Origin of the sequence: Pantoea sp. FN0305 (genome assembly GCF_050113845.1) — a bacterium.
In the GTDB taxonomy this organism is placed as follows: Bacteria; Pseudomonadota; Gammaproteobacteria; order Enterobacterales; family Enterobacteriaceae; genus Mixta; species Mixta alhagi.
Genome location: NZ_JBNJSN010000012.1, coordinates 14,892 through 36,255, shown reverse-complemented (window position 1 = coordinate 36,255; position 21,364 = coordinate 14,892). Strand labels below are relative to the sequence as shown.

Here is a 21,364-nt window from a genome sequence, read left to right as displayed (position 1 = left end):
GGCGGATATGCTGATGGCGATTATGGCAGCCTGTGGATTGTGGGGCGTAAGCTGGGTAATGGGGGAACGGTTGCGAAGCGCATGGAGTGTTCTTCTGCCCGGGGCGCTGATGCCGCTGGTGGCATCGATGAATCTTTCATTTGGTCAGTGGCGCTGGCTGCTGCTGGCGGCGCTGCTGATTACGGCAGGCATGCTGTTTCATCATCGGCTACGCCCCTATATCCTGCTGCCTTCCTGTATCGCTCTGGCCGGCGCGCTGGCTGCGGTATCGGTTAATGCAGGCGGGCTATAGTTAATGCACAGAGGTGGCTAAGGAGGGCTGCCCGGCAACGCTTAACATCGCGGTGGTATAGCTTTTTATAAGAAATTTATGCGAAAACGAAAGGCAATCTTTCAGAGAGTAAAAACAGGGAAGATAAGTTGCGCTGATAGCGAAGGCGTAAGGCCTGGGGAAGGCAACAGAGGTGATAACCAGAGAGTGACAATATTGGTGCGAAGAGAGGGACTTGAACCCTCACGTCCGTTAAGACACTAACACCTGAAGCTAGCGCGTCTACCAATTCCGCCACCTTCGCATAACATTGTCTTCATATCACCGCATTTGGTGCGAAGAGAGGGACTTGAACCCTCACGTCCGTTAAGACACTAACACCTGAAGCTAGCGCGTCTACCAATTCCGCCACCTTCGCGCAGATGCTGTGCGATATGAATTTTCGTGGTTTTTGGTGCGAAGAGAGGGACTTGAACCCTCACGTCCGTTAGGACACTAACACCTGAAGCTAGCGCGTCTACCAATTCCGCCACCTTCGCATTCCGGCAATGCTTTGCAGCACTGCAACCACGGAGGCGAATTCTGGAGATTTTTCCCGGGGACGTCAACAGATATTTATTAGCGGCGTTGCGATCGCTGTAAAAAACAGCAGCGCCCCGGGAAATAAGCACTTATTTGTCGCGGTTAGCTGCCTTAATCGCGCGGGCATCGCGTCCCCAGACGGCGCGATAGACCTTGAATCGGCCCGTTTGCGCCAGCACTTCATGATGACCAAAGGTTTCGTCCAGCACCTGTGGATAGGGCAGGAAGGCGTTCGCCACCAGACGCAGCTCACCGCCGCTGTTAAGATGCTGAGCCGCACCGCGAATCAGCGTGCGCGCTGCGTCAAGGCTGGTTTGCATCCCCTCATGGAACGGCGGGTTGGAAATGATCATGTCATAGCGGCCGGTGACATCAGAATAGACGTTGCTGGCAAACACCTCACCTTCGATCTGGTTGGCGGCCAGCGTTGCTTTACTGGCGGCCAGCGCGGCGGCATCCACATCGGTCAGCCACAGGCGCACCTTAGGAGAATGACGCGCCAGCAAGGTCGCCAGAACGCCCGCACCGCAGCCGATATCCAGCACTTTTCCTTTGGTATGCGGCGTAAAGGTAGAGAGCAGCAGTGCGCTGCCGCCATCCAGTCCGTCACGGCTGAACACGCCCGGCAACGTTTTAATGGTGCAGTCATCCAGCGTATATTCATCCCAGAAACTGTCTGCATCAAACGTGGGCTGCTGCGACAGGCGACCATGGTACAGACCACAACGGCGCGCGCTGTCGATTTTGTTCAGCGCCGCCCACGAGGCCAGCATAGTCTCGGCGCTGCGAACGCCGCTGCGGTTTTCGCCGATAACAAAAATATCGCTCTCCAGCGGCAGCAGCGATAGCAGGTTTTGCAGCTGAAACTGCGCTTCCGGCTTGTTTTTCGGCCAGTAATAGATCAGGGTATCGCACTCTGCTATCGCTTCCGCCGTGGCTACCAGGCCAAACTGCGCACGATCGCCCATGCTGCGGCTTAATGATTGCCAGTGATGATAGTATTGCGTATGAACGCGGCTCAGCTGGGTTTCCAGCTGCGCAGGCAGGTCATCCTGCAAATCGCCGGCAAACAGCACGCGGCGGTCTTGCCATTCATCACTGTGGCGCAGGATCACTTCACTCGCCGGGGTAAAAGCAGACATCAGATAGCTCCTCATAAATCAGAGCGCAGAGTATAGTGGTTTGTTGGCGCATGTTCGATGGGTTTGCTAGCATAGCTGCGCATTATAAGGGCGTAACGGGAATTTCTATGTCATCCAGACGTGACTGGCTACTACAGCAAATGGGCATTACGCAGTATAAGCTGCGGCGTCCGCGCGCGTTACAGGGTGAGATTGCGATAACGCTGCCGGCGGAGACGCGCCTGCTGATCGTGGCGGATATTCCTCCCACAACCGGGGATCCTTTGGTGGGCGATGTGCTGCGCGCGCTGGCGATTACGCCACAGCAGGTTGTCAGCGTGACGCCGGATCAGCTTGCTATGCTGCCTGAGGATCGCTCCTGCGCCAGCTGGCGGCTGGGAACCGAAGCACCGGTTATGCAGCAGGGTCCACAACTTTCCACGCCGCCGCTTGAGGCGCTCTATTTTGATGCTGAGGCGAAGCGTGCCCTCTGGCGACAGATTTGTGAATATGACGTCGATTTCTTTACTCACTCCGCATGACCTTCCGCAGGCGCTCGCTATTGAGCGGCGCAGCCACGCTTTTCCCTGGACGGAAGCGACCTTTGCCAGCAATCAGGGCGAACGTTATCTGAACTACCGGCTTGACGTTGAGAGCCAGATGGCTGCTTTCGCCATTACTCAATGGGTACTGGATGAAGCGACATTATTTAATATCGCTGTAGATCCCGCTTATCAACGTCAGGGGCTGGGTAAAGCGTTGCTGCATCATCTGATTGAACAGCTGCAGCAGCGCGATATTTTCACGCTGTGGCTGGAGGTTCGCGCTTCCAACCATGCGGCTATCGCGCTTTATGAACAGACCGGCTTTAATGAAGTTTCGGTGCGCCGAAACTATTATCCGGCAACGCACGGGCGGGAAGATGCTCTGATTATGGCGCTCAGCCTGTAAAAGGCGGTCGCCGCAGCGTTCCTGACGTGCCGTAACAGGAGAAAGCTATGCTACAAAACTGGGACTGGATCCTTTTTGACGCTGACGACACATTGTTTCACTTTGACGCTTTTACCGGCCTGCAACGGCTGTTTAAAGATTACAACGTTGATTTTACTACCGATGATTACCATGAGTATCAGTCGGTGAATAAACCCTTGTGGGTAGAGTATCAAAACGGCGCTATCACCGCATTGCAACTGCAGCATCAGCGCTTTAACGGCTGGGCGGAAAAGCTGAACGTCACGCCGGACGCGTTAAACAGCGGTTTTCTTAGCGCCATGGCGGAAGTATGCGTACCGCTGGAAGGGGCGGTAAACCTGATCAATGCGCTAAAGGGCAAGGTGAAGATGGGCATTATCACCAACGGCTTTACCGCATTGCAGCAAGTGCGTCTCCAGCGTACTGGCTTTCGTGATTACTTTGATCTGCTGGTCATTTCCGAGCAGGTGGGACATGCCAAACCGCATCCGGCGATTTTTGATTATGCGCTGGAAAAAATGGGGCGGCCCGCGCCTGAACGTGTGCTGATGGTCGGGGATAATCCTGATTCGGATATTTTAGGCGGCATTAATGCAGGCCTGAAGACCTGCTGGTTGAATGCGGACGGCAGAGAAAAGCCCGCAGCGATTACGCCTGACTGGCAGGTCAGTTCGCTCCAGGAGCTGCAATCCATTTTATTTGCTTAAGTTTTGATTCCAGTATTTTTTAGTTTGAAATTCTACTAAGGCGACCTGTGGGTCGCTTTTTTTATTGCTGATTTGAGTTAACTCAATATTAATAACTGATTATCGCATTTTAAACCGGTTTGTTAGAAACAAAATAGAAGAAATCAGGTCCAGAGGTGAAAAAAATAATTGTACAGAAGTGACCATTTTTTAGCCATTCTTGACCTTTTTTGCGATGCGAGTACAAATTTTCTGATATTTTGTAGGAATATTCCTATGGAAAGTGCTAAGAATAATCAGAATTTACCTTAATCTTGTTGGTTAAACTTTACTAATATAAAACCCTTTGCTACGCGCTCGTTGAATTATCGCAAAGACTATGTAAACTTGCGCGAAACAGGACAGCCTGAACATAAAAAAACACCAGACCCGGGGTTTGCTTTGCAACCTCGTGCGGTAGCAATGGCTGAATCCAGTATCAGCTTAAGGCTGAATTTCAAACACTTTTCTTCTTATCTGACATCGGCCGCAGATTTTCAGCAGCATGAAGACATGCATGCATGACCACGCGCTTTTAGCACGGTCAGTCAGAACTTTTCACCAGAGAATACCAGGAATGCAAGTAGGGAGCAGCCATAATGGTTGAGGGATATTCATCAAACCCTCACCGACAGGGAGCGTAAAACGTGTTTCCGGTAACCAATCTTCTTTGTGCATGGCTCAAATCTGAGATTTGTTGCGATGTAACAGGCATGTATCGTCCTATTAACGTATAAATTCTTCTTCTGGCTCTGTCGGAGCTGATAATCTTATTTGCTGTGCTTTTATCTGGCACGGCCAGCCATAGCTATGCTTTTTTTCTGCTTCTGGATGGGCAACGCTGTTTATAGTTGGCGGCTTATTCCCGTTTTGTTAATTACTTGAGATAACTTCATGAGGATCATGGTGAAAATTCGAATCGCATTAGGTCTGCTTTTTGTATTAAGCGTTGCGGGTTGTAAGTCGCCACCGCCTGTCACGGACGACACAATTGTGTCCAGCACCGTTGATGGCGTTACGTTGACCTATCGCCATGCGATCACCCCGCCAAAAACTTTTACGCCGATTAATGAAGAGTATCGCGCGTTGTATAACGCTTCAGTGATGAGCCGTCCCGACTTCGGCGGCAAGCTGGTGCGTCAGCTGGAAAATGCGCAGCCTTATACCGTGCTGGGCAGCGTGGAAAACAACTGGTACGCGATTGCAGAAAAAGATCAGGAGCAGCTGATCGGCTATGTGCCGCTGCGCGCCGTGGTGAAAAGCGAGCTGTACAATGACACCATCAAGGCTGACCAGCGCCGTAAGCGCGTGCGCGCTACCTCTGCCAGCAAGAAGAAAACCTGCGTTGCAGTTGATGGCGACAGTAAAGCCTGCCAGAACAGCAACAGCGGTACCTGGATTATCGATTAATCATTTCTAATGGGTAACCCATTATGAAACCACGTTCTTTTTTGCGCCTGAGTATTCAGGCGCTTTTCCTGGCGGCGCTTACCTTGCTGACAGGCTGTATGTCATCTACACACAACGATCCCTCCCGTTACAGTCTGTTATTTCAGGCGCACCCACCCGTCAATAACTCGGCACCGCTGAAGTTCAGAGTGCTGTTATTGAAATCGGATGCCGACTTTATGTCTGCGGATTTTTATTCGCTGCAAAATAGCGCGCAAACCGTGCTGGGTAGCAATCTGCTCACTAGCGAGCAGTTTTTCCTGTTGCCAGGTCAACTGAATAAAACCCTTAGCGGTCAACGTACAGCGGATGCCCGCTATATCGGCGTTATGGCCGAGTATCAGTCGCTTAATGGTAAAAAATGGCGTCTTTCTCTGCCGCTGCCCAATGCGGACGAGAGCGAGCCAACCAACGGCTGGTACAGGGAAGCGGATGCGTTGCAGGCCAGGATCGTTGCTGACGATAGCGGCGTACATCTTGCGAGCAAAGCAGAGTCAACGCCTGAATAACGGAAAGCCATTATGAACAAAGCAGAAAAGGTGGTCTGGAGCGAAGGCATGTTCCTGCGCCCGCATCACTTTCAGCAGTCGGAAAGCTACCTGCAAAGCACCCTGCGCGACTGGGGAGCCACACAGCGACCTTATCTGTGGGGCTTTACCGATCTGGAGTTTGACGAGGCGATGCTACGTCAGGGAAAAATTGCCTTGAGTGCTGCCAGCGGCCTACTGCCGGACGGTACGCATTTTTCCTTTCTGGATCCGCGCCAGGCTCCCGCGCCGCTGGAGATTGCGGATAACCAAACCAATGTCAAAGTTGTGCTGGCCTTACCGGCGCGGCGCGGTGGACGTGAAGACGTCATCTTTAGCGAGGCGGCGGATTCGCTGGCGCGCTATCTCAGCTTCGAACGAGAAGTCGATGACTTTAACGCTATTTCCGTTGGCCCGGCGGCGGTGCAGTTCGGCAAGCTACGCCTGAAACTGATGCTGGAAAGCGAGCTGACGGCGGAATGGACGGCGATTGGCGTGGCGCGCGTGATTGAAAAGCGCAGCGACCGTCAGCTACGGCTCGACACCGGCTTTATCCCTCCGATGCTTAATGCGATTAACCATCCCCAGCTGTTTGATTATTTGAATGATATGCATGGACTGCTGGCGCAGCGCAGCCAGCAAATCGGCCAGCGTTTGCAGCAGACGGGGCGGTTTAATACCGCAGAAATGGTCGATTTCATGCTGCTGGCGTTAGTGAATCATCATCTTGGTTTGGTCTCCCATCTGAAAAATTTACCGTTGCTGCATCCGGAACAGCTGTTCGGCCACTGGCTGGCATTTGCCTGCGAGCTGGCAAGCTGGACGCCACAGCGAGCGCCGGATGTTTCTCTGCCTGTCTACGATCACGACGATATTGCCCGCAGCTTTAGCAAACTGATGCTGATGCTGCGTCAGGGGCTGTCGCTGGTAATGGAAGAGAGCGCGATTCAGCTACCGCTGACCGAGCGCTCTCACGGCCTGAATGTGGCAACGGTGCCGGAATCCTCTATGGTGCGCGAATTCGGCTTTGTACTGGCGGTACGCGCCAATGTGCCTGCCGAGGCGCTGCAAACCCACTTCCCGGCGCAAATGAAAGTGGCGCCGGTAACGAAAATTCGCGATCTGGTGCAGCTTCAGCTGCCGGGTATGATGCTGCGCGCCATGCCGACCGCGCCGCCGCAAATCCCCTGGCATGCCGGCTACAGCTACTTCGAGCTGGAGAAAGGCGGCGAACTATGGAAAGAGATGGAAAGATCGGGCGCGTTTGCGCTTCATCTGGCCGGTGAGTTTCCCGGCCTGGATATGGAGTTCTGGGCTATTCGCAGCCAGTCCGTCTGAAACGAATAATGAGCGCTCACCATGCAGGAACGACATTTCACCGGCAGCGATGCCGCTTTTTCCGGGGCGAACAGCAATAACCCGCTGGTCGCCGCCGCGAACCCTTTGCTTAATGCAATTCCCCAGATTCGCCATTCCGTATCTCATGACGATCCGGCCGCACTGCGTCAACGACTGATCGATCAGGTCAGGCATTTTGAAAAAAACAGCCAGCGCGCCGGGCTGCCCTATGAGGTTATCGTCGGTGCGCGCTATTGCCTGTGTACTGCGCTGGACGAGGCGGCGGCGCTTACGCCGTGGGGAAGTCGTGGCGTCTGGCCCGGCAACGGTTTGCTGGTCACCTTTCATAACGAAACCTGGGGCGGCGAGAAATTTTTTCAGCTACTGGCGAAGCTGTCGCAAAACCCGCGTGAGCATATCTACCTGCTGGAGCTGATTAACTACTGCTTGTTGCTGGGGTTTGAAGGGCGTTACCGCGTGCTGGACAATGGCCGTTCACAGCTCGAGACCATCAAACAGCGTCTGCTGCAGATGATCCGTGGCGTGCGCGGCGGCTACCCGGCGCCCTTGTCGCCGCATCCGGAAGATCGCCCGGTGATGCGCAAAATGTGGCGTCCGGTGGTGCCGCTTTGGGCCTGCGCGGCGCTTGCCGGTTTTATCGCCTGTTTGCTCTATATCATTCTCAACTGGCGGCTGGGCGATTACACCAGCCCGGTGCTGGCCTCGGTGTATCAAACGCCGCTGCCGGAAGTCACGATTCATAATCCTGCGCCGCGCGCGCCTGCGGTGCTTAATCTGCGCGCCTTCCTGCGTCCTGAAATTGAACAGGGTCTGGTAGCTGTACGTGACGAGGCGGATCAAAGCGTCGTCACGCTGAAAGGCGATGGCCTGTTCGCTTCTGGATCTACTGCGGTGCGTGATCGTTATGAAACGGTGATCGACCGTGTGGCGCAGGCGATGGATAACGTCAGCGGGAAAATTCTGGTCATTGGCTACAGCGACAACGTACCGATTCGCAGCGCACGTTTTGCCTCTAACTATGCGCTGTCACTGGCGCGTGCGCAGTCGGTGCAGGAGATGCTGCAAAAGCATCTGTCGCAACCGGCGCGCGCCAGAGCAGAAGGGCGGGGCGAAACCAATCCGCTGGTGCCAAATACCACGGCTGAGAACCGCGCCCGAAATCGCCGGGTGGAGATCATCCTGTTAGTTTCGCCAGACAACACGCGGGCGGAGCTGAATGGACTGCAGCAAGGGAACTAACAGATGCTGAATATTTTGTTTTCCATTATAACCAGCCGGTTGATGTGGGGCTTTGTCGGCATTACCGCGCTCTCTTTTATTATCTGGGTGATCGGGCCGGTTTTTTCCATTGTGGATTCACGCCCGCTTGAGTCAGAGCAGAATCGTCTTATCAGTATTGGCCTGCTCTATGTAGTGTGGGGTATCAGCAACCTGGCGCCACGCCTGTATAACGCCTGGATCAACCGCAAGCTGATGGGCAGCCTGAGCAGCAGCGAGCAGCCTGACGGCAGTGATCGCAAACGGCTGACCAATGAAGAACAGGTACTGGCCGAGCGCTTTGATGAGGCTTCTCAGCTATTAAAAAAAGCGCACTTCAATCGCGCAGGCCGTGGCAATCCGTTCTGGGCGCAGCGCTTTAGCCGCCAGTATCTTTATCAGCTTCCCTGGTATGTGATTATCGGTGCGCCCGGCGCCGGTAAAACCACCGCGCTGGTGAATTCCGGGCTGCAGTTTCCGCTGGCGGATCGCTTCGGCAAAACGGCGCTGCGCGGCATTGGCGGCACCCGCAACTGCGACTGGTGGTTTACTAATGAGGCGGTGCTGCTGGATACCGCTGGTCGTTACACCATGCAGGAGAGCCAGCAGGCGCAGGATGCCAGCGAATGGCAAAAATTTGTCGATCTGCTGCGCAAGTATCGTGGTCGTCAGCCGATTAACGGCGTGATTGTCACCATTAGCGTTTCCGATCTGTTAACTCAGTCGGCAGAGGCTTCACAGCAGCAGGCGATCAATTTGCGCCAGCGCCTGATGGAGCTACATGAACAACTGGGCATTCGCTTTCCGGTCTACGTGCTGGTGACCAAAGCGGATCTGTTAAAAGGATTCCGTGCCTGGTTTTCTAAGCTGGACAAAGCGCAGCGCGAGCAAATCTGGGGCTTTACCTTTCCCTGGGAGCGCGCAAAGCAGGCCGACTTTGATTTAGCCAGCGCTTTTACGCAGGAGTATGCGCTGCTGCAACAGCGCCTTGACGCAGGTCTGGCGGATACGCTGATTATGGAAAGCGACGCTCAGGCACGCGCAGAAAGTTATCTTTTCCCGCAGGAGTTTGCTGCACTGCGTCCGCTGTTGGCTGACTATCTCAACATGGTGTTCGCCCGATCCAATTTTGAAACCCAGTTTTCGCCACGCGGCATCTATTTTGCCAGCGGCACGCAGGAAGGCTTGCCTTTCGATCGCGTGATGGGCGAGCTGAGCCGCGCGCTGCATCTGCCGCAGGTGGATGAGCAGGGCGGTAACAGCGGGGCCTGGAATAGCGTACAGAAAGAGGCGCCGATTCCGGCAGCCAAAGGACAGAGCTTCTTCCTGAAGGATTTGCTGACCAACGTAATCTTTCAGGAGGCGGGGCTGGCCGGCAGCAACCGCTGGTGGGAGCTGCGCAACCGCGCCGTGCTGTGGTCAGGCTACGCTGCTCTGCTGGCGCTGTTGATTGTGGTTTCGCTGCTATGGTTCACCAGCTACGGCAACAATAAAAGCTATCTGCAGGAAGTGCAGGCGAAAGTGCCAACCGTCGAAGCGCAGAGCAAAAATCTGCAGGCCAGTGGCGAAAGCGATCTGTTTGCTCTGTTGCCGTTCCTGGACAGCGTGCTGGCACTGCCGGAAAGCCAGGCGTTTGATCTTAACGATCCACCGATAACGCGTCGCATGGGGCTTTATCGCGGCGTCGAGGTCAGTGATGCCAGCCAGACGCTTTATCAAAAATCGTTAAAGCAGCTGCTGTTGCCACAGGTCGCCCAACTGATTACCAGCTGGTTACGCAACGATAATGGCAGCGATGCGGACTACAGCTATGAAGCGTTAAAAGCGTATCAGATGCTTTATCAGCCGCAGCACTACGATGGTAAATTTCTGCATGCCTGGGTCATGCTGAACGTGCGGCGCAACCTGCCACAAAACATTACTCAGACGCAGATCGCTCAGCTGGATCGACATCTGGCGCAGCTGCTGGAAACGCAGATTCAGGCCTCGCCTTATGCCCGGGATGAGGCGCTGGTAAAGCGCGAGCAGGCGCTGATTAATCAGATGCCCTTGTCTGGCCGGGTTTATGGCCGCCTCAGACGTCTGCTGGAACAGGATGAAAATCTGTCGTCGGTTTCACTTGCCGACCTGGGCGGGCCGCAAAGTGAGTTAGTGTTTACTCGCAAAAGCGGCAAAGCGATTAGCGAAGGCATTCCCGGCCTTTATACGCCGCAAGGTTACTGGAACAACTTCGATAAAAATATTGCGGCGGTAACAGCGGCATTGCATCAGGATGATGCGTGGGTATTAGGCGGTGCGGTGGCGGATGAGGATAAAGCACAAACCGATAACGCCGTGCGTCAGCTCTATATGAGCGATTTTATCCGTCACTGGGATAATCTGCTAACCGATATTCAGTTGAACAATAGTGCCGATCTGTCGCAGCGCATTAACAGTGCGCGCCTGCTTTCCAGCAACAGTTCGCCGTTACGTAAGCTGGTTATTAACCTCAGCCACATGCTGATGCTGGAGCGTCTGCCAGCGGAAAAAGATCCGCAGCAGGCGGACAAAAAAGGCAATAGCGCGACCCGCACGCTGGAGGCGCTGTTCCGCTCTCGCCAGCCCGCTCAGGGAGCCGCGACCCAGCAGCAGACGCCAGAGCAGCGCGTGACCGAACATTACGCGCCGATTATCGAACTGGCTCAGCCGCTGGAGCAGGGCGGAAAAACCATCGTCTTTGATGATTTCCTCAAACAGATCGACGAGCTTTATCGCTATTTAACGGCGGTACAGGATGCGGCCAATAGCGGAATGCCGCCACCGCCGGGTGACGCGATCAGCCGTTTGCAGGCGAGCGCCGGCAGATTACCGGGATCGCTGCAAAATATGTTTACCAACATGGCCGTGGGTGCCAGCAGTGATGCGCAGCGGCGTGATATGGAAAACGTACGCAAGCGCATTAACGTTGAGGTCGGCAGCTTCTGCCGCCAGGCGATAGCCGGTCGTTACCCTTTGGTGCGTTCGGCCCGAAGTGAAGTCACACCGGACGATTTGGCACGCATGTTTGCTCCAGGCACCGGGCTTATGGATAGCTTCTTCCGCGATAATCTGGCGACGAAAGTGGATACCACGCATGCAAGCTGGCGTTTTATGCCGGGCATTGATGGTAAAAGCCTGCCGGGTGGCGAAGGGTTACTGCGTCCTTTCCAGCAGGCGCAGAGCATTCGTGACGCCTTCTTTGCCAACGGCGCCACTACGCCTTCGTTCCGCGTCACCATCCGCACGGTGCGTATGGATAACAACATTCTCAACCTGACGCTGGATGTTGACGGACAGCTGTTGCGTTACAGCCACGGCCCGCAGGCGGTGCAGTTGATGAGCTGGCCCGGTAACGGCGGCACGCGTCAGGTGCGTATGCAACTGGGGCTGGTGGATGGCACTACCTCTACGCTGGTTACCAACGGCGCCTGGGCGCTGAACCGCTTTTTCGATCGTGCGCAGCTGACCTCGGGCAGCAACAGCCTTAGCCGTCAGGCAACCTTCAATATCGATGGACACCGCATAACCCTGGAATTTACCCCGAACAGTATTCGGAACCCGTTCCAGCTTCCTGGTTTCGCATGCCCATAACCGCAAGGAAATGATAATGAGCCACTCTCCTGCGATCGGTTGGTACGGGAAATTGCCCAGCGCCGGTGACTTTTTGCAGCGCCGTTTTCCTGATGCGTTAGCCCGTCAGTGGACCCACTGGTTTCAGATAGGGCTGCTGAACTGGCAAAAAAATGAAGCGCAGCGTCCCGGTGAGCCGCACCGATTCGCGAAAGCGCCGGTATGGAATTTTGTGGTACCGCCCATGCTGGGCAGCCAGCTGGTGCAGATGGGATGTCTGTTGCCCGCGCGCGATAGCGTAGGCCGTCAGTATCCTGTTTGTGCTCTGTTCAGCTTTACGCCAGCCGAATGGTCAGCGGGGCGGCTGGCAATGGCGGGCGAATGGTATCAGCAGTTGGGACGCACTCTGATGCATGCGGTGCATAACGTCTACTCTGCTGAACAGCTCGATCGGGCGCTGCTGGCCATCCCTACGCCGCAGGACCCTGCCGGTCAGACCGCGCACTCGGATATTTTAGATGTCATTGGCTATGGCGATATCGCCACCAACCTGAGCTGGAAGCAGGTGGCCGACTGTTTTGATCCACAGCGTTATACCAGCTTTTGGTGGACCAATCAGGCCGACAACTATCCGCTTTATACCCACCTGCACAGCGGCAATTTTACCGGTCAGCTCTTTTCGCTGCTGTTCGACCCGGCAGGCGGAGCCAGACCTGGCCGACATGGGCTCTATCCGCCCATGTTTGAATAATCTTCCGACTTGAGAATAACGATGAATATCGATGCGTTACTTGCTCCGGTTAGCAGTGAAAAACCGTGCGGCGAAAATCTGGAATATGACGCTGACTATATGGCGATGAACCAGGCCAGCGAAGGGAAGGCGGAGCAGCAATTTGGCGACACCATTATTCCTGCCGAGCCTGCCGACTGGAACAAAGTGGAACGGCTGGCGACCGGACTGTTGGCACGGACGAAAGATCTGCGCGTGATGTTAGCACTTACTCACGCATGGACGCATATGAAAGGGCTTCCGGGCTACGCCAGCGGGCTGAAGCTGATTCAGCAGGCGCTGCTGCTTTATTGGGAGCCGCTCTATCCGCTGCTGGAAGAGTATGGCGAACGCGATCCCTTCTATCGCATTAACGCACTGGCGGCGCTGGGTGATAAATCTGAGCTGACTGCCGCACTGCGTCAGGCTCCGCTTCTGCGTACCGCCGCCGATCAAATCTCTTTACGCGACGCCTGCTCTTTACTGGATGGCAGCAAAACGGACGTGGCCGATTATCCCGGCGGACGTGCGCGCTTAAATGATGAACTGGCCAGAGGCGATCAGCCCGGCATTGAAGCGATTCAACAGATAAGTGAGCGCCTGCAAACTATTCGGGAAACGCTGGCGGAACACCTGGGTGAAAGCGGTGTGCCAGAGATGGAACAGCTGCAAAAAATGGTGAATCTGGTGGCGCAATCCTGCCTGGCCACGGATTTAAGCACGCTGATGCCAGGTAATGCAGACACTTCCGCGCAGCCTGCCGCTGGTAACACCGCGCCTGCCGCACCGGCGCGTTCGCAAACCGACTGGCGCAGCAGCGAAATCACGTCACGTGCTGAAGCGCAGTTAATGCTGGAAAAGGTAAAGCAATACTTCTCTCGTTACGAACCCAGCCATCCCGCTCCGCTAATGATCGATCGCGTTCAGCGCGTCATTGAACTCGATTTTATGGAGATCATTCGCGACCTGGCACCCGATGGCGTGCATCAACTTGAAAACATTTTTGGTCGCCGCGATTAAGCAGCAAACCCCTTATATGGCAGCGTGCCCGCTGCTGACTTTACCGCGCATATCCGATGGAGAACCTCATGGCATCTAAATCCAGTGGGCAGAAATTTATCGCCCGTAACCGCGCGCCGCGCGTGCAAATTGAATACGACGTAGAGATCTATGGCGCCGAGCGCAAAATTCAGTTGCCGTTTATCATGGGCGTAATGGCTGACCTGGTTGGTAAACCAGCAGAGCCGCAACCGGGCGTTGATGAGCGTAAGTTTCTGGAAATCGATATCGATAACTTCGACGAACGTATGAAGGCGCTAAAGCCGCGCGTGGCGTTCCAGGTGGATAATACGCTGACCGATGAAGGACGGCTGAATGTCGAACTGACTTTTGAAAGCATGGAAGATTTCTCGCCGGATGCGGTGGCGCGTAAGGTTGAGCCGCTGAACAAGCTGCTTGAAGCGCGCACTCAGCTCTCTAACCTGCTGACCTATATGGATGGCAAAAACGGTGCGGAAGAGCTGATTGCCAAAATTTTGCAGGATCCTACGCTGCTGAAATCGCTGGGCCATCTGCCGAAATCTGAAGAAACCGTTAAAGGTGATGAGGAGTAACAATGAGCAATCCATCACAACAACAGCTACAGCAGGCGCAGCAAACCTGGGATCAGGATGAATTTAGCGCGCTGCTGAACAAAGAGTTTCGTCCGAAAAGCGACCAGGCGCGTGCCGCAGTGGAAAGCGCGGTAAAAACCCTGGCGCAGCAGGCGCTGGAAAACAGCGTGACCGTGTCTGACGATGCTTACCGCACTATTCAGGCGCTGATTGCGGAAATTGATGAAAAGCTGTCGCGTCAGGTTAACCAGATTATTCACCATGAAGATTTTCAGAAGCTGGAAGGCGCATGGCGCGGTCTGAGCTATCTGGTCAATAATACTGAAACCGATGAGATGCTGAAAATTCGCTTTATGAGCATCTCTAAACAGGAGCTGGGCCGCACGCTGAAGCGCTATAAAGGCGTGGGCTGGGATCAAAGCCCTATCTTCAAGAAAATCTATGAAGAAGAGTATGGTCAGTTCGGCGGTGAGCCGTTTGGCTGCCTGGTAGGCGATTACTATTTCGATCACAGCCCGCAGGATGTAGAGCTGCTAAGCGAAATGGCGCGCATTGGTGCGGCGGCGCACTGTCCGTTTATCGCGGGCACCGCGCCGAGCGTGATGCAGATGGAATCCTGGCAGGAGCTGGCCAATCCGCGCGATCTCACCAAAATCTTCCAGAACAGCGAATATGCTGCCTGGCGCAGTCTGCGTGAATCAGAAGATGCGCGTTATCTGGGCCTGGTGATGCCGCGCTTCCTGGCGCGCCTGCCGTATGGCATTCGCACCAACCCGGTAGACAGCTTCGATTTTGAAGAAGAGACCGACGGTGCCAGCCACGGCAACTACACCTGGACCAACGCCGCTTATGCCATGGCTGCCAACATTAACCGCTCGTTTAAAGAGTTTGGCTGGTGTACGTCTATTCGCGGCGTAGAGTCGGGCGGCGCGGTAGAAAATTTACCGTGCCACACCTTCCCCAGCGACGACGGCGGCGTGGATATGAAATGTCCGACCGAAATCGCCATCAGCGATCGTCGTGAAGCTGAGCTGGCGAAAAACGGCTTTATGCCGCTGGTGCACCGCAAGAACTCTGACTTCGCCGCCTTTATTGGTGCACAGTCATTGCAGAAGCCAACGGAATATCATGATGCGGACGCTACGGCAAACGCCCGTCTCGCTGCCCGCCTGCCTTATCTGTTCGCCTGCTGCCGCTTCGCGCATTATCTGAAGTGCATCGTGCGCGACAAGATTGGTTCTTTCCGCGAGCGTGAAGAGATGGAGCGCTGGCTAAACGACTGGGTAATGAACTATGTGGATGGCGACCCGGCCAACTCCTCGCAGGAAACCAAATCCCGCAAGCCGCTGGCTTCAGCCGAAGTGCTGGTGGAAGAGATTGAAGATAACCCAGGTTACTACGCCGCCAAGTTCTTCCTGCGTCCGCATTATCAGTTGGAAGGTCTGACCGTATCGCTGCGCCTGGTTTCCAAACTGCCGTCACTGAAAACCAATGATGCGTAAATAAATTAGTCGGCTCTACGGAGCCGACACATTAGTAAGTTTGTTAGCGCTTGCAGGTTATTACCTTGCTTTGCGGTTAATTAGTTTTCGTTTTTGCTGTTGTAAGTGCCTTTACAGGCACTTCTGAGAAACCTTAATTTAAACCGAGGCGTGTATTATGAATTGCGAAGGTTAATTATCTAATTTGTAATTTATATTAAATGGGTTTTTTAAGTGCTAAAACAATAGTAAATGGCTATGTGGTCATAATTGGGAACTATAAATATTTCGAAGAGGGGTAATATGAGCAATTTTAAAAATTCTCAGATGCAGCCAGGCTTTTGTGTTGTTCAGGAGCAAGGTACACTAATACATCAAGCGCATAAGCTTTTTAATAGTGCAAATAAAGATGCTATTGACTTTTTTTTAAAAATTAATAGCGATACTCCATGTTTAAGGCCCGGACAGATTCTTATTGTTGCAGATCCCAGGAATGCTAACCAAACTTGTGAGTTAAATGAACTAAAGAAAGCAAAGAAAAAAGTCAATATCGCATTATTACCTCAGAAAAATAGCGTTGCTGACTTCCTGCACAGTAATTATGATACTATTGCTGCTTTGACAAGCATTGGCGATAAGACTACAGGCATACTTTCTGATGCCAGTGAAAGATATTTTAAAAAAATAGAATATCTTTTAAAAGAAATCGAGTTGACGTATCAGAATCAGTACCAGACACAAGGAAGTCTTATAAGTCAGCAGTTTTTTATAAAAAGACAAGCTCTTTTCAATGAAATAAAACCATTATTAAATAAAATAACACGTGTAACTATAAAGCATAAATCTTATGATAATATCAAACATGCTTTAGGCTTATCTAGTCGGTCTATTGTTTATGAATGGAGTCAGGCTGGGGTTGGCGCTATAAAAGGATATTCAGACTATATAAATAATGCAGCGCGCGCCGCTAAATTTATGAAAGCTGGTGGCTGGGTTTCATTGGGGTTTTCATTCTTAGGGACCAATAATAAAATATTAGAAGCTTGTCATATAGGACGAGAGAATGAATGTAAAAAAGCTGCTGTAAAAGAATATAGTAATTTCTCGTTAAGCACCGGGGGAGGGTTAATTGGCGGAGCTACAGCGAGTACATTTATGGGGGCTACTTGTGTGGCAATAGGCGCTGCCACAGCTGCCGTGGGAGGTATTGCTTGTGGCATAGTAGTTACTGCTGCAGGAAGCTATGTTGGTGGGGAATTAGGCGGGTATGCCGGAGACGCTGTAGGTAATGGTATTAACTATTTAATTTTTAATGGAGAATGATTTATTTTGAATTTAATTAAGGTGTTTATTTACCTTCAGTTGTCATTTACAATTGCATTTATTAGCGGCTTAGTATATTTGTTTTTTTTTACCAAACGAAATCTCCCAAAAATAAATGCTGCCTTTAAATATCTTGAAAGTAAGGGGATTTTAAAACCGGGCGACTATGGTTTTTACGAGCAATTGGGCATTTGGGGCGCAGGGTTTAGAATTTCCCTATTAAAAATAATGCTTAAAGGAAAAACGTTTAAGATAAAAGATGGGCGCATGATTGACTATGAAGCAAGGAAATGTCTTATTAGCAGTCCCGATGATTTTTTATGGATGAAAAAATACTTTTTAATTTTGTTTTTTTGTATTGCTTGTTTACTGTTTATCGTGCTTCTTGCTTTTATTTTGAAAAGCATGGGGCTGTGATTGCAAGTTTTAACTTTAATATTTGGATACGGACAGCAAGATTCTATCATTCGTTATCTTCAGCCGTCTGATGATAAATTTTTTTAAAAAAAATTGGTTTGATACTTTTTGAAATCCCACGCGGGAGTGATGCTGCAGGGGATGTCACGCTTTAGGATGGCTTTTAAAATGTTATTTGTTAATGAGCTAATCTCATTGTTTTTTCTAAAATAATCCCCTGATTCCTTGCTTCGGCAGGTATTACTGGTATGTTAAGTGTTGGTGCTTCAATTACTAAGTCAATTTATACGTCATATGAGCTTCGTAATCTGAATCCAGGAATACATAATCAATTGCGTGGGGCCGGACATTTAGATTTGCTCTATTTCTTAGTCGAAGAAAATTTAAATCCTTTTGTTGAGGCTATCAATTACCAGGCAAGTCATGGTGCTATAGATAAAAAAATATTTGATACATTTTTAGCTGGGATTACACATGTTTAATTTAATTATTAAATATTTTTTTTGTTTATACTTTAATGCTATTTTCATTTGCATTGTTTTTTTCTGTTATAGGTTATTATACTTTTATATTTGACTGGGGTGATAACCTGATCTGCTCACTAATAAATGTATTTATATTATTGATGTTAAGCTGTGTGTCTATCGCTATATATTATTTAGCAGAGAAGATTAAGTTGATTGTTTGATTTTTATGGGGCTTATTAGCAAGGGGTAGTAGGAATAAATTATTTATGCGTTTAATTCTATGAGTGCGGAATATTTTTTATTCTTAATTGTTGTCGTTTTCGTAATCTTCTTTTTTATTGCTACCATTTATACATACTATCTATATAAAAAGCATTTAAATAATTATGAGGATTTCTTTAAACAATACAGGCGGAATGGGCTTTATATTGATTCTATTAGCAATTTAAGTAGTGATTTTGGGTTCGTTCTTTATTATTTGAAAATAGCATTCTTTGTTAGGCTGCTGCAAGATAAAAAGATGTATGTTGAAAAAGGAAAGCTTGTTGATAAGGCATGTTATGAGTATATGCATAATCTTCCAAAAGAAAAAACTGCATGGATGCGGAGTTGGCGACGAGCTCACTTTATACAAGCATTCCTTTTTGTTATTTCGCTTGTTCTTGGGTTCTTACATAGCATATTTTATCACTACTAGAAATATATCATTTAATTGAACCGTCATTTCTTAATAAACCTAGTGTGCAGTGTATTCTTAAAATGGCTTTATTGCCTGAAATTAATATTTCCCTAATTAAAATTTTGCCTGCTTTCTTTGAGAGCAGGCAGAAACGAGGCAGAGGTAAAATATGGACTGTTTTATTCAGCCCCATGCTTTCCTGTTTGCCATATCACTGCTTTATCGAAAGCAACTTTAACCAATAAAGAGTAGATAATTATGGCTATTGATATGTTCCTGAAGGTTGACGGTGTAACCGGTGAGTCTCAGGACTCCAACCACAAAGGCTGGACCGACATCACTTCTTTCTCCTGGGGCGCATCCCAGCCGGGCAACATGGCTGTTGGCGGCGGCGGCGGCGCGGGTAAAGTGAACTTTAACGATCTGCACGTTAACGCGCTGATCGACAAGTCTACTACTGCGATTCTGAAGCATTGTGCCAGCGGTAAGCACCTGACCAAAGTTGAACTGTCTGTATGTAAAGCCGGCGGCCAGCAAGTTGAATATACCAAAATCACGCTGGAAGATGTGCTGGTTACCTCCGTACAGTATACCGGTTCTGATAATGGCGATCTGGTAGGCGTTGCCTATGCATTCCAGGCTGCGAAAGTTAAACAGCAGTACTGGGAGCAGACTTCTTCTGGCGGTAAAGGCGCAGAAAGCAGCGCTGGCTGGAACATCAAAGAAAACAAAGAAGCGTAATAGCTTTCACCCGCCCGTTTACGGGCGGGTATATTTATGGATAGCGTTGTTGAAAGGAATAGAGTGAATACGTCATTTCCGATTTTCTTTATCTGTCTTGCAACTATGCTTTTTTCAATGCGAGCTAATGCAAAATCAGAATACAGTGCTGAACAATACATAAAAAACTATGCTTTAAGCGTCTGTGTTGCTAAAGGGTATAATAGTAAGGAAGTTAAAGATGACGCTTCTGCTGCGGCACGTGGTTATCTGGAGTTTGGCGATTACTCTTTAGCTGCTCATAGTGCAGTAAGAAAGCTGGTAGATGAGTTTCTTGCAAAAACATATTCCAGTCAGTCCGGCGAGCCAATGACCTTAGCTAAATGTATCGATGTTTATCATAGTTCTGAACTGGAAAATATCGTTAAGCAATATAAAGGAAAAGAAGATGGCTAAGATGGCGGAGGTTATTATTACATCTATAAATAAAAGCTTGTGAAGTTTAATTTCGAGTTTTTGACTACGCACAGATAATGTAAAAGTAAAGATAACAATATGCTTGAAATAAATGTTAATGAAATCTGGCGATAAAAAGTCTTTTATATGAATATCAAAGTATTGTACCTGGGGCTCGCAATATTTCTTTCGGGGTGTCATTTGGAACGGCCATTTTATCACCCTTTGCCGGTAAAGGTTGAACAAGGGAGATTATGTTTCACTGCCCCTGAAGAAAATAATCATAACATTATTTTAAAAGTTGATACTCCCTACATTTCATTGCACAACGGTGATTCATGGGAAACAGTAATACTATCCGAGGAAGCTACTCAAGGACAGAAAGTAATAGCTGGAGAGTGTATTTTTTGGAATGAAATAAAATGGTTGCCTGGCGAATATGATGTGGCGGTCAAGATTAAAAAGGAGAGCTCTCTGGAAAAACGTTACTCCACTCATTTTATTTTGGGGAAAAATGAACAAGGGCACCTTTTTTTGGAGAAATAGTTCGATTGAGAATCAAACTTTAACTAAGGATCTCTCTGCTCGAAACTATACAGCTTATTGGTAGCAGGGAGTTAATATATAAATTACTAATGACTCTATTGAAAAGTATGCCACATACGGAGATACAGCCTTTCGTTTAGCGCCTTAAAGGAAAATAATTTTTATGATTGTCCAGTTAAAGCGTTTATTTACGCAGTCTCTGTTAGTTTGCGCTCTGTTTTTTAGCTTCACAGCAAATGCTGAGCAAAACAACGCTGAGCTATTGGCTGGTAAATGGCAGATAAAAAGAGTTTATGTTAATACGCAGCAAACAATGCGGCCATCTATTATAATGAATGACCCGACGCTGGTTGGCCGTACGTTGATGTTTACCACCAATTATATTACTGGCGAACCGTTACTTAATCATGGCTGTGAGCAGCCTGTATTAAAGGCACAGCCTGAAATCACATTAAATAAGCTTCTGGCCTCGACAATCGGAGCAGAGAGCAGTAAAGATCTATCAAATAATTATTCGTTAAAATTGCAGGGTACTGATAAGGTAACTCCAGTCTTTGTTCAATGCGGGAAAGGCATGCTTGGGCCTAAAGGCGAAGCTACTGATAACTGGTTGGTAAAGCTGGACAAACAAACGATCCTGACTAATTGGGACGATAATACATTACTTGCCTTACAAAAACTGCCAGCCGATGCGCCTGCAGCGCCTTCTTTTAATTGCCAAAAATCGGTAACCACAACTGAAAAGGCCATTTGTGCATCTTTTGATTTAGCCAGTTGGGATCACAGCGTTAATGATGCCTGGCAAATGGCAGTACATCAAATTAAGAACACCGGTGTGGATGTTACAGCTAAATTAGCAGCACTAAAAAGTGAGCAGCAGCGATGGCTTATTGAAAGAAACGCCTGTAAGGGCGAGCAAAATTGTATTAAGCAACAAATGGTGAGGCGCGTAACTGATCTGGTGGAAAGCGCTAAATAAGTATCCGTCAGGAAAAACGGCTCGTCAGCGCTGTTTATATTTGCCTTACAGACGAGCCTGATT

At 50.2% G+C, this 21,364-nt stretch carries 21 protein-coding genes and 3 tRNA genes; 20 read left to right on the top strand and 4 right to left on the bottom strand.

Annotated features, from left to right (window positions below; all coding sequences use genetic code 11):
- Window positions 1-7: 7 nt before the first annotated feature.
- On the top strand, window positions 8-292 hold the full coding sequence (locus ACQE3Y_RS19010; protein WP_426982282.1) for a DUF1435 domain-containing protein: 285 nt from the start codon (window positions 8-10) through the stop codon (window positions 290-292).
- Window positions 293-488: 196 nt separating this feature from the next.
- Here ACQE3Y_RS19010 and ACQE3Y_RS19005 read toward each other — a convergent pair.
- From ACQE3Y_RS19005 to rsmC, 4 genes are all read right to left on the bottom strand, one after another.
- A tRNA-Leu gene (locus ACQE3Y_RS19005) sits at window positions 489-575 on the bottom strand.
- A gap of 27 nt (window positions 576-602) precedes the next feature.
- Window positions 603-689 (bottom strand) — tRNA-Leu (locus tag ACQE3Y_RS19000).
- Window positions 690-723: 34 nt separating this feature from the next.
- Window positions 724-810 (bottom strand) — tRNA-Leu (locus tag ACQE3Y_RS18995).
- Between the two features lie 132 nt (window positions 811-942).
- Complete coding sequence (gene rsmC, locus ACQE3Y_RS18990) at window positions 943-1,995, bottom strand: 16S rRNA (guanine(1207)-N(2))-methyltransferase RsmC (protein ID WP_426975151.1); 1,053 nt, start codon at window positions 1,993-1,995, stop codon at window positions 943-945.
- A gap of 107 nt (window positions 1,996-2,102) precedes the next feature.
- Between rsmC and ACQE3Y_RS18985 the strand changes: the two genes are divergently transcribed.
- The 19 genes from ACQE3Y_RS18985 (at window position 2,103) to ACQE3Y_RS18895 (ending at window position 21,301) form a co-directional block, all read left to right on the top strand.
- Window positions 2,103-2,516, top strand: a complete 414-nt coding sequence (locus ACQE3Y_RS18985; RefSeq protein ID WP_426982281.1) for a DNA polymerase III subunit psi — start codon at window positions 2,103-2,105, stop codon at window positions 2,514-2,516.
- Window positions 2,485-2,925 carry a ribosomal protein S18-alanine N-acetyltransferase gene (gene rimI, locus ACQE3Y_RS18980; protein WP_426975149.1) on the top strand — a complete coding sequence of 147 codons (441 nt, stop codon included), beginning with the start codon at window positions 2,485-2,487 and terminating at the stop codon, window positions 2,923-2,925. Before ACQE3Y_RS18985 ends, rimI begins: the two co-directional genes overlap by 32 nt.
- A 47-nt stretch (window positions 2,926-2,972) precedes the next feature.
- A complete protein-coding gene (yjjG, locus tag ACQE3Y_RS18975; RefSeq protein ID WP_426975148.1) occupies window positions 2,973-3,653 on the top strand; it encodes a pyrimidine 5'-nucleotidase in 681 nt (226 codons plus the stop codon).
- 921 nt (window positions 3,654-4,574) lie between these two features.
- Complete coding sequence (locus ACQE3Y_RS18970) at window positions 4,575-5,081, top strand: SH3 domain-containing protein (protein ID WP_250651725.1); 507 nt, start codon at window positions 4,575-4,577, stop codon at window positions 5,079-5,081.
- 23 nt (window positions 5,082-5,104) lie between these two features.
- The gene (tssJ, locus tag ACQE3Y_RS18965) at window positions 5,105-5,629 is read left to right on the top strand and encodes a type VI secretion system lipoprotein TssJ (RefSeq protein WP_426975146.1); all 525 of its coding nucleotides are present in this window, start codon (window positions 5,105-5,107) and stop codon (window positions 5,627-5,629) included.
- 12 nt (window positions 5,630-5,641) lie between these two features.
- On the top strand, window positions 5,642-6,985 hold the full coding sequence (tssK, locus tag ACQE3Y_RS18960; protein WP_426975145.1) for a type VI secretion system baseplate subunit TssK: 1,344 nt from the start codon (window positions 5,642-5,644) through the stop codon (window positions 6,983-6,985).
- Window positions 6,986-7,006: 21 nt separating this feature from the next.
- Window positions 7,007-8,245, top strand: a complete 1,239-nt coding sequence (locus ACQE3Y_RS18955) for a DotU family type VI secretion system protein (RefSeq protein WP_426982280.1) — start codon at window positions 7,007-7,009, stop codon at window positions 8,243-8,245.
- A 3-nt stretch (window positions 8,246-8,248) separates the two neighbouring features.
- Window positions 8,249-11,872, top strand: coding sequence for a type VI secretion system membrane subunit TssM (tssM, locus tag ACQE3Y_RS18950; RefSeq protein WP_426982279.1), 3,624 nt, complete (start codon window positions 8,249-8,251; stop codon window positions 11,870-11,872).
- A gap of 16 nt (window positions 11,873-11,888) precedes the next feature.
- The gene (gene tagF / locus ACQE3Y_RS18945) at window positions 11,889-12,602 is read left to right on the top strand and encodes a type VI secretion system-associated protein TagF (RefSeq protein WP_426975142.1); all 714 of its coding nucleotides are present in this window, start codon (window positions 11,889-11,891) and stop codon (window positions 12,600-12,602) included.
- A gap of 21 nt (window positions 12,603-12,623) precedes the next feature.
- Window positions 12,624-13,640: a type VI secretion system protein TssA gene (gene tssA / locus ACQE3Y_RS18940; RefSeq protein ID WP_426982278.1), complete on the top strand. Its 1,017-nt coding sequence runs from the start codon at window positions 12,624-12,626 to the stop codon at window positions 13,638-13,640.
- 68 nt (window positions 13,641-13,708) lie between these two features.
- Window positions 13,709-14,233, top strand: a complete 525-nt coding sequence (gene tssB / locus ACQE3Y_RS18935; RefSeq protein WP_085068116.1) for a type VI secretion system contractile sheath small subunit — start codon at window positions 13,709-13,711, stop codon at window positions 14,231-14,233.
- A gap of 2 nt (window positions 14,234-14,235) precedes the next feature.
- Window positions 14,236-15,735, top strand: coding sequence for a type VI secretion system contractile sheath large subunit (gene tssC, locus ACQE3Y_RS18930; protein WP_250651731.1), 1,500 nt, complete (start codon window positions 14,236-14,238; stop codon window positions 15,733-15,735).
- 282 nt (window positions 15,736-16,017) lie between these two features.
- Complete coding sequence (locus ACQE3Y_RS18925; RefSeq protein WP_426975140.1) at window positions 16,018-17,037, top strand: hypothetical protein; 1,020 nt, start codon at window positions 16,018-16,020, stop codon at window positions 17,035-17,037.
- A 6-nt stretch (window positions 17,038-17,043) separates the two neighbouring features.
- Entirely contained in the window at window positions 17,044-17,454 is a 411-nt protein-coding gene (locus tag ACQE3Y_RS18920) for a hypothetical protein (RefSeq protein ID WP_426982277.1), read from the top strand.
- A 248-nt stretch (window positions 17,455-17,702) separates the two neighbouring features.
- A complete protein-coding gene (locus ACQE3Y_RS18915; RefSeq protein ID WP_426982276.1) occupies window positions 17,703-17,936 on the top strand; it encodes a hypothetical protein in 234 nt (77 codons plus the stop codon).
- A gap of 922 nt (window positions 17,937-18,858) precedes the next feature.
- On the top strand, window positions 18,859-19,341 hold the full coding sequence (locus tag ACQE3Y_RS18910; protein WP_250651736.1) for an Hcp family type VI secretion system effector: 483 nt from the start codon (window positions 18,859-18,861) through the stop codon (window positions 19,339-19,341).
- A 105-nt stretch (window positions 19,342-19,446) separates the two neighbouring features.
- Complete coding sequence (locus tag ACQE3Y_RS18905; RefSeq protein WP_426975195.1) at window positions 19,447-19,776, top strand: T6SS amidase immunity protein Tai4 family protein; 330 nt, start codon at window positions 19,447-19,449, stop codon at window positions 19,774-19,776.
- 147 nt (window positions 19,777-19,923) lie between these two features.
- Entirely contained in the window at window positions 19,924-20,322 is a 399-nt protein-coding gene (locus tag ACQE3Y_RS18900; protein ID WP_426982275.1) for a putative T6SS immunity periplasmic lipoprotein, read from the top strand.
- 163 nt (window positions 20,323-20,485) lie between these two features.
- Window positions 20,486-21,301 carry a lysozyme inhibitor LprI family protein gene (locus ACQE3Y_RS18895; protein ID WP_426975136.1) on the top strand — a complete coding sequence of 272 codons (816 nt, stop codon included), beginning with the start codon at window positions 20,486-20,488 and terminating at the stop codon, window positions 21,299-21,301.
- Window positions 21,302-21,364: the final 63 nt, after the last annotated feature.